Origin of the sequence: Ideonella sp. (assembly GCF_044358605.1) — a bacterium.
Lineage (GTDB): Bacteria > Pseudomonadota > Gammaproteobacteria > Burkholderiales > Burkholderiaceae_C > Ideonella.
Window position 1 is genome coordinate 1 of the sequence record NZ_JBIKNQ010000101.1, and the last position, 8,186, is coordinate 8,186.

Below are 8,186 nucleotides of genomic sequence, written 5' to 3' on the forward strand. Positions count from 1 at the left end.
TCATCGAAGCTGATCCAGCCATAGCCGTCACGGCCCCACGACGGACCCCAACTGTTCTTGAAATAGAACTGGCGTTTGCTCCGGTCATATCCTGTGAGCGCAACAAAGTGGTTGGGGGTGCCTTCCAGGGCATGCTTCTTGTGCAACTCCTGAACCCGCCGGGTGAGACGAAGCTCCCCGCTTTGTTTCCATTCATCCCGATCGGGCAAGTCTTTGGCGGCCATGATGACGGCGCTGCGAGCTCGGCCGATTCTGCTCATCAGATCCTCGACCAAGGAGCCGGTAACCACCATGCTGAGTGCTTCGCTGGCCTTCAACTGCGCTGCTTTCGCCATAAGGCTGTCTGGGGGTGTTGGGCCGCGGCAAGTGTTGACTGTTGCAGGGGGCGCGGTGAGTGGGCGGCTGGCGCCTGGCTTGGTGGCTACACAGGTTTCGGGCAATTCGGGGCGATAGGGCCAATCGGCCTCCGGTACCGACCCGACATCCATGGCGATGTCCAAGAGATCTGTGATCGTCATGCTCTCGTCTGGGCCGGGCGATTTTTGGCGCCAAGCCTGGTACACGGCAAACTCCTCAGACAACACAACGGTGCGCCCGAGGTCTCGCTTGATGGCCGCCTCCAAGATGGCGTTGGACGCAAAAGCAGCGCAGGTGTAACGAGAACCTTGGTCCTTGACCGGGGCCATCAGGGCAGTGAGATCTGCTGAATCCGGTGGCTTGGGCCGAGCAGGGGCTTGCGCCCAGAGCGCACTGGGCGCCACCAAGCCGGCGCAGGCGCCCAACAGCACTTGGCGACGGCTTCTCGAGTCTCTGATTAACGAGGTCATGCTGGCTCCTATACGGCGGGAGGTTTGGCCAGCGACTTTAATGGCGAAAACGAGGGAGCACTATACGGCAGCATGAAAAAGGGCCTTGCTGTTGCCAGCAAGGCCCTCAGTGCGCTAGCGCGGGGCGGTGCCTTAGCGCACCAGCAAGACAGGCACTTTGCAGTGCGCCAGCACCCGTGTAGCCACCGAGCCCATGACCAAGTTGCCCAAGGCACTGTGGCCGTGGGAGCCCATGATGACGAGGTCGAAGTCGCCTTTCTCGGCGGCTTTGGCGATCAACTCGCCAGCAGAACCCACGTCATGGCAAACGTCCGCTTGGATGCCGTGTCGAGCCAAGAACTTACGCACGGGCGTATCCACCTTGGTGGCTTCGTCCTTGTAGTAGCTGCGTGCAACGTCTGCACCCACCGCTGCTCGGGCCCGCGGCGGCAGGGCCGCCACCGCAGTGAACACGGTGAAACTGTTTTGCGGGCCAAACATCTCTTCGTGAGTGGCCAAGTAGGCCAGCATCTTTTTGGTGAAGGTGCTGCCGTCGACAGCCAACAAAATCTTCATGTCAGTACTCCTTGTTCAGGGGTGTGGGTTGCACATTGGCTGCGCATCAAGTGTTGGGAGCGGTCTTCGAGCTCCAGATCATGGTGATGGCCAAGATGCTCAGCACCACACCCAAGGAGACGGCCACAGGGATCTTGTAGATGTCGATCAGCATCATCTTGGTACCGATGAAGACCAGGATCACGGCCAAGCCATAGTTCAGCAGGTGGAAGCGGCTGGCTGCGGCTTGCAGCAAGAAGAACATCGCACGCAGGCCCAAGATGGCGAACACGTTGCTGGTCAGCACGATGAACGGGTCTTTGGTGATCGCGAAGATGGCGGGGATGGAGTCCACCGCAAAGATCACGTCCGTCAAGCCCACCAAGGCCACCACCATCAACAGGGGCGTCGCGATCTTCTTGCCGTTTTCGATGGTCCAGAACTTCTCGCCGTCGTACTCCTTGCTGACAGGCATGATCCGGCGCAGCAACTTCAGGGCAGGGTTGTCTTCGAGGTCAGACTCTTTGCCAGCAGCCCACCACATCTTGATGCCGGTGAGAATCAGGAAGGCACCGAAGAGGTACAAGATCCAGTGGAATTGAGACAACAACCAGCCGCCCACCAAGATCATGATGGTGCGCAGCACGATGGCACCAATGATGCCGATCATCAACACTCGCTTTTGGAAGGTGGGTGGCACCGCAAAGTAAGTGAAGATCAGCAGGAACACGAAGATGTTGTCCACCGCCAAGCTCTTCTCGATGAGGTAGCCGGTCAGGAACTCCAAAGACTTCTCATTGGCCAGTTCGGTCGAGCCCGTCGTGTCTTTGACGGCCCACCACAGCAAGCCATTAAACACAAAGCTCAAGCCGATCCAGATGAGGGACCAGTTCAAGGCTTCCTTGACACCCACCACGTGGGCGCCTTGCTTGTTGAGGGCAACGAAGTCGACAAACAGTGCTGCCAGCACGAAGCCGACAAACACCAGCCATAGCCAAAGGGGTGCAATGGTTTCCACAGATACGTCTTTGCAAAAGAGGTGTTGAACAACACCCGCAAGGTCTTGCATGGCTCGGGCAAAGGACCGAGCTCGGCAGATCCGGCGTCTACGTGTTGGGTAGACCGCGTATTGACGGACACTGCCGCCAAGCCACCTGATTGCAGGTGGTTGGCTTGCTACTCCCCTCGAGGGAAAAGGGCTATTATGCTGTCAGCAGAAGGGTGTTGGCAAACTGATCAACATTCAGGAAAAACCGAACTGTTGACTGAGTTTTGATCGAAGTGGTGGCCACTCTGCCCAGAGCTTCAAGGCGATGTGGGTGGGGCCTCTTGCCGTCCGTCTGCGTGCCTTGCAAATCTTTCTTGCTGCGGTGGGTGCACGGGTGCGTCACTGGGCCAGGGCCACTGACCAAACAAACCATTGCGGTAGTCATGCAGGGCTTGCTGAATCTCGGCCGCGTTGTTCATGACAAACGGCCCGTACTGCACGACGGGCTCGGCAATGGGGCGCCCTTGAAGGTACAGAAACTCTGCATCCGAGCTGCCGCAGTTCACCAGGACGACCTCTGCTTGAGCCTCTAGCTGCACACAGGCTGGTTGATGGAGCGCGTGGCCAGCAATCTGAACTGCGGCGCCTTCGCTGAAAGAGTAGATGGCTCGATGAACGCCTGCGGGCGCAGCAGGCAGTGTCCAGCGCGCGTTCGGGGTCATGCGCAGGGTCCAAATCGCAAGGTCGGAGCGAGCATCAGCAGCCCAACTGTCAGGGGGCGGCGCGGGTGGATGGGTGCCATCGAGGGCGCCCGCCACCAAGGTGACTTCAGTTTCACCACCTTGGGCACAGACGAAGCGCCGGCGGGGAATGGTGTGGGCCCAAAGCATTGAGAAGTGGGGCTCAGCCAACTTATGCGCAGCCGGCAAGTTCAGCCAGAGTTGAAACAACTCGCCTGGGTTAGGGCGGGTGCCCTGGCGCAGTGGGAACATTTCGCAGTGCTCGACGCCACGCCCGGCGGTCATCCATTGCACATCGCCTTGCCCAAAGCGTGCCGTCGCCCCCATGGAGTCAGAGTGATCCACAAAGCCTTGGCGAACGAGGGTGACGGTTTCGAAGCCGCGATGTGGATGGCGCGGGAATCCGGGCACATGCTGGCCGTGATACATGCGCCAGCCGTCTTTGGGCGCAAAGTCATTGCCCAGCGCTCGGCCCTTCAATGCTGCGATGGGCACGCCTTGCGCCTCGTCGCCTGGAGGGTAGTCGTCTTGGTGGTAGACGCAGAAGAGGAACGGGTCCAGGGTCGGCCACGGAAAGCCCAAGGCCTGGATAGCTATGATCGGTGAGGCGGTGTTCATTGAGATCAGTGCGCCTCTGATTGAAATCAGCGCACCGGGCCTTCCGCCAAGATGCGCCACTCGTCGGCCTCGGCGCGGCTCCAGTATTGGCGCATCACTCGCTCACGTTCACGTTTGCCGCTACCCATCAGTTCGCGGAAGGTCACGACCATCTTGTTTTTGTCGTCATGCCAAGTCAGCACGCTGACGTTGTCAATGGCGGTGACGGGCTGGGTCAGGCGTTGTTTGGCCTTGTTGTTATCCAGGGCTGTTGCGCTGGTGCTCTGGGTGCTCGCATAGAGCGATTCCAAAGTTGGGCGGTCGGCACGCAAGCGCGCGTCTTGCCACTGCTTGACTTTGTCGAGGAAGGCTTGACGACCTTCGCTGGTTTGGTTGGCCTTCACCCAGCGCACTTGGCGTGTGATGACCACGGGCGTGTCTCGTTGCGGCAGTTGGTTAGAAAGGCGCAGCAGGTCTTCATTGGACAAGGCAATGCACCCGTCACTGTCTAAGGGTGGCCGCGAGTAGGTGTTGGACGGCACGCCATGGACCAGGATGCCACTGCCGGTGCGCCCACGAAACTTGTCATAGGCGTTGGGGTAGTTCAAAGGCAAGGCTCCAGCACCGAAGCGGTCCTCTAGGGCCTTGGGGTCGATCCGGTCGGTGATGAAGTAGACGCCAAGCGGCGTGCGTTGGTCGCCTTCTACGAGTTTGTCTACGCCTTGCTTGCCGACAGACACGTAATAGTCGCTGACGAGCTTGAGTCCTGAGGGGAAGTTCTCAAACAAATAGAGGCGAGATCTGCTGGTGTCTACCGCGATGGCGTAGCGGGTGCTTTGCGGTAACTGCACAAACTCGTCAGGCACAGCCCCTTCAGGAGGGCGCTCTTGCAGCGCACGAATACGCTGGCGCGCCTCGTCTCGCAGGACCGCCAGTTCGGCGGTTTGGCTGGCGCTCGCTTGCCGGGTGTGCTTGCCGCCAAAGGCAGGCAAGGGCGCAAAGCGTGCCGCCAAAAGGTCGGCGTACACCAGCTGCGCCAACTTGAAAGTTGGAAACTGGCGTGTGAGTGCTTCTGCTGCCGTCAGCGCTTCTGCCATGCGCTGGTCTGCGATCAGGCGATAGACCCCAATCAACTGAGCCTCTGGGCTGCTGCCAGCAAATGCCACGTTGGGCAGCGGCTCTGCAGTCATGGCTTCGTCGGCCAGCCTGAGTGTCGAGGCAGGCAGGGCCGTTGCGGACTGGATGTTTGCCAACACAACGCCGGTGTCAGCAGCATCGCTCTTGCTCACAGCGTACACACCACTCAGGAGCAGCAGCGCGGCTCCCAAGACAAAAGTCACACGTCGGGGCGTCAGAGAACGTTTCTCCATGGTCAAAATCAGCGCCTCACCTGAGGCGCTGCCAATTCTCGCAGACGCGACTTAACCGCCGCCGGACTCTTGTTGAATCACCCAACGGCCGTTGGAGGTCTTCACCAATTGCAGTGTTTTGGAGCTGGTATTGCTCAGAGTATCCGACTCATAGCGCTGACGGAACTGCGCGATCGCTTTGTCGCCGTTGACGGTGACATGTAGGTTGCTGATGTCGACCTTGATGCTTTGGCGCGAGGCGATACGGTCACGGCGGTTCTGCTCCCAGGCCTTGCGGGTGCCGCTCTTGCCCACATAGTCGGAGGCGTAGGCTGCGAAATAGCCTTGCATGTCGCGCTTGCTCCAGGCTGCGGCCCAGGTCTTCACAGCAGACTCAACGTCAGCGACGCTATTGGCCGTCGCCGCAGGCTTGGCGACGACTGCGGGTGAAGCAGGCGGGGCTGGAGGCGTGGCGGTGGGCGAGGTCGGCTTGGTGGTCGTCACGGGCGGTGGTGCAGGGCTCGGCGACGGGGCTGCTGCGGGTGCAGGTGCAGGCGCAGCCGCAACCACAGGGTCACGCTTGGCCGGGGCGGCAGGGCTTGCGCTGGTAGCTGTGCCGGTGGTCAGTTCGCGCAACAGGGCCAACTTTGGCGTCACCGAGGTATCGGACTTGTCCAACTGCAAGGCCTTGGAATAGGCTTGGCTGGCGAGTTGGGCATAGACGTCACCCAGGTTTTGATAAGCCGTGGCGTACGCAGGGTTGGTGCGAATGGCCCGCTCAAGAGCGCCGCGCGCCTTGTCATATTCGCCTTGTGCGCCGTAGATGACGGCCATGTTGTTATAGGGGGCCGGCATTTCGGGGTGGTCCTCGACCAGCTTTTGAAACACGTTCAAGGCCTCGGCTTTTCTGTCCAGCATGGAAAGCGCAACTCCACGCCGAAAACGCATTTGGGGGTCTTTGGGGTTTTTAGCCAAAGACTCATCGATTAGTTTCAGGGCTTGGGCGTGCTGGCCGTCTTTGATGAGGCGCTGAATCTCAACAGTTTCTGCGCTGCTTTGCGCCGTTTGTGCAACGGCGGACAGGGCCATAAATGAGCCCAAGCAAACTGCTGCAACCAAGCGGTTGAGCGCAAATGCCGGGGGTGCAATTCGATGTGCCTGCATGGTGTCTCTTGAGTGATGCTGAACGTACATGCCGCTGAGGTGACAGGCATCCGTGATGATCAAAATCCCGAATGCCCGCTGGCGGACCGACTACATGGGAGTCTATCCAAAAACCACAGCGAATATGAAACTGAAACCCGTAAACCCGGGCAACAAATGAGAAGGGCGCGACATGCGCGCCCTCCGTCACCGATTTGACCGAAAGATCAACGGTTGCTTTCTTTCACGATCAGCCATTCATTGCCGCTGCGTTCCCAGGTCAGCGTCTTCTGCATGGTGTCGTTGAAGTTGGACGACCTGTAGATTTGCTTGAAGCTGGTCTCCACACGGTTGGCAGAGATTTGCTTGGGAACGAGGTTTTCCAGCACCACGCTGATCTCGCCTGGTTTGGTCACCAAACGCTTGCGCTCGGCTTGCCACTTGGACTTGTCGGCCTTGATCGGGCCAAAGTTGGGGCTGTAGAAGCTGTAATAGCGGGTCAGATCCTTGGACATCCAAGCGGCCGCCCAGTCGCGCAGGCGCTGCTCGGCCAAGCCTTCTTCAGCGGTTTTCTTGACGGCGGAGACAGGCGCTGCCGGTGCAGGAGCCGCAGCCGGTGCAGGCGCTGCCTTTGCCGGGCCTGCCATGCCCCGTGCGCGGGCGTCGAGCTCGTCTTTGCTGGTCGATGCGACGTCAGTGGGAGCCAGCGGGCAGCGTGTGGCGGCGTCTTCGCCTGCCGCCCAGTTCTCGCCTTCAGGAGCTAAGGACTTGGCGTCTGCGCGGGCCAGCCCAAGGGCCGACACCAAAGTGCCCATCGCCGCGTGGGTGCGCACGGTGGCTACTTGCAGGTCAGCATCTGCCACGGAGTAAGCACGTTTGGCGGTGTAAAGCTCGTTCTCGGCATTCAGCAGGTCCAGCAAGCTGCGCTGACCGATGTCGAACTGCTGACGATAAGCGTCGCGGGCCTTCTCAATGGCAATGACGTTCCGGTCCAGGTAAGCGAGTTGCTCGCTCAGCTTCTTCACGTCGTTGTAGGCAATGGCGGCGGTCTGGCGGGTGTCGCGGCAGGCTTTGTCGCGCAAATCCATGGCCTGGTTCAGCAGATTGGTGCTTTGGCGAACGCGGGCTTGATCGGAGCCACCGTTGAACAAGTTCCAGTTCAGTACCAACTGTGCATTGATGTCGCGGGTTTGATCGACGGTGCCATCGAGATTCTTGCCAACACCACCACGCACGCGTGCTTCAACCTTGGGTTGGAATGCACCCTTGCGGCTTTCAGCTTGGGCGCGGGTCGCTCTCAGGTTCTCGACTGCGGCAGCAATGGCAGGGCTGTTGAGGGCTGTCGTTTCAAGTGCAGCCGCACCAGAGGCGGGCAGCGGGCGTGCCAAGGGTTGAGCAGCGCCGGGAGAGGCGGGGGGCAATTCGCCAACCACGCGACGATAGCGCTCTGTCACATCGTGCAGATTGGCCTTCTCGGTGACGAGGTTAGATTCAGCCAAGGCCAAGCGGGCGCCGGCCTGCTCAAGGTCAACGCCCCGCGCCACACCAGCGCGGACGCGCGATTGAATTTGCTCTGCCGCGTACTTGTGCTGCACATAGTTGTCTTCGGCCAGCTTCACGAGGCGCCGGAAGCGCTCAACATCATGGAAGGCGCGTGCGGCTTCCAGGGCGGTCTGCTCGGTGGAGTCTACAAAGTCGAAATAGCGCGCCAGCTTGGAGTGGCCAAGGCGTTTGATTTCGTTGCTGGTAGCTAAGCCATCCCACAGCAGTTGGTTGATGGTGAGTGCTACACCTGCGCGGTTGAGCGACTGGGTCTCTGAAGGCCGACGGTTATCGACATTGTCTTGGGTCCGTCCGACGTCGCCAGACAGGTCGACGCGGGGCAGCAGGGCGCCAGAGGCCACGTCAACTTCAGCAATGGAAGCGCGCAAAGCGTTGAACTTGGCTGCGACCTCAGGGTTGGTCTCGATGGCTTTCTGGGCAGCTGAGACAACGGCCTGATTTTGGG

The 8,186-nt window shown here is 60.0% G+C and carries 7 protein-coding genes; all 7 read right to left on the bottom strand.

Translation table 11 applies throughout. From position 1 onward, the window contains the following. Positions 1 to 686: C1 family peptidase (locus tag ACIQ3Q_RS21795; protein WP_396271340.1), on the bottom strand; the 686-nt coding region annotated here is incomplete at its 3' end. 273 nt (positions 687 to 959) lie between these two features. After that, positions 960 to 1,382 (bottom strand): universal stress protein, encoded by a 423-nt coding sequence (locus tag ACIQ3Q_RS21800; RefSeq protein ID WP_396271341.1) that lies wholly within the window; start codon positions 1,380 to 1,382, stop codon positions 960 to 962. A gap of 46 nt (positions 1,383 to 1,428) precedes the next feature. Next, positions 1,429 to 2,379, bottom strand: coding sequence for a TerC family protein (locus ACIQ3Q_RS21805; protein ID WP_396271342.1), 951 nt, complete (start codon positions 2,377 to 2,379; stop codon positions 1,429 to 1,431). Positions 2,380 to 2,666: 287 nt separating this feature from the next. Further along, positions 2,667 to 3,707 carry a pirin family protein gene (locus ACIQ3Q_RS21810; RefSeq protein ID WP_396271343.1) on the bottom strand — a complete coding sequence of 347 codons (1,041 nt, stop codon included), beginning with the start codon at positions 3,705 to 3,707 and terminating at the stop codon, positions 2,667 to 2,669. 26 nt (positions 3,708 to 3,733) lie between these two features. After that, positions 3,734 to 5,056, bottom strand: a complete 1,323-nt coding sequence (locus tag ACIQ3Q_RS21815; RefSeq protein ID WP_396271344.1) for a murein L,D-transpeptidase family protein — start codon at positions 5,054 to 5,056, stop codon at positions 3,734 to 3,736. Between the two features lie 51 nt (positions 5,057 to 5,107). Continuing rightward, entirely contained in the window at positions 5,108 to 6,124 is a 1,017-nt protein-coding gene (locus ACIQ3Q_RS21820) for a tetratricopeptide repeat protein (protein ID WP_396271345.1), read from the bottom strand. A gap of 281 nt (positions 6,125 to 6,405) precedes the next feature. Then, positions 6,406 to 8,186: TolC family outer membrane protein (locus ACIQ3Q_RS21825; RefSeq protein WP_396271346.1), on the bottom strand; the 1,781-nt coding region annotated here is incomplete at its 5' end.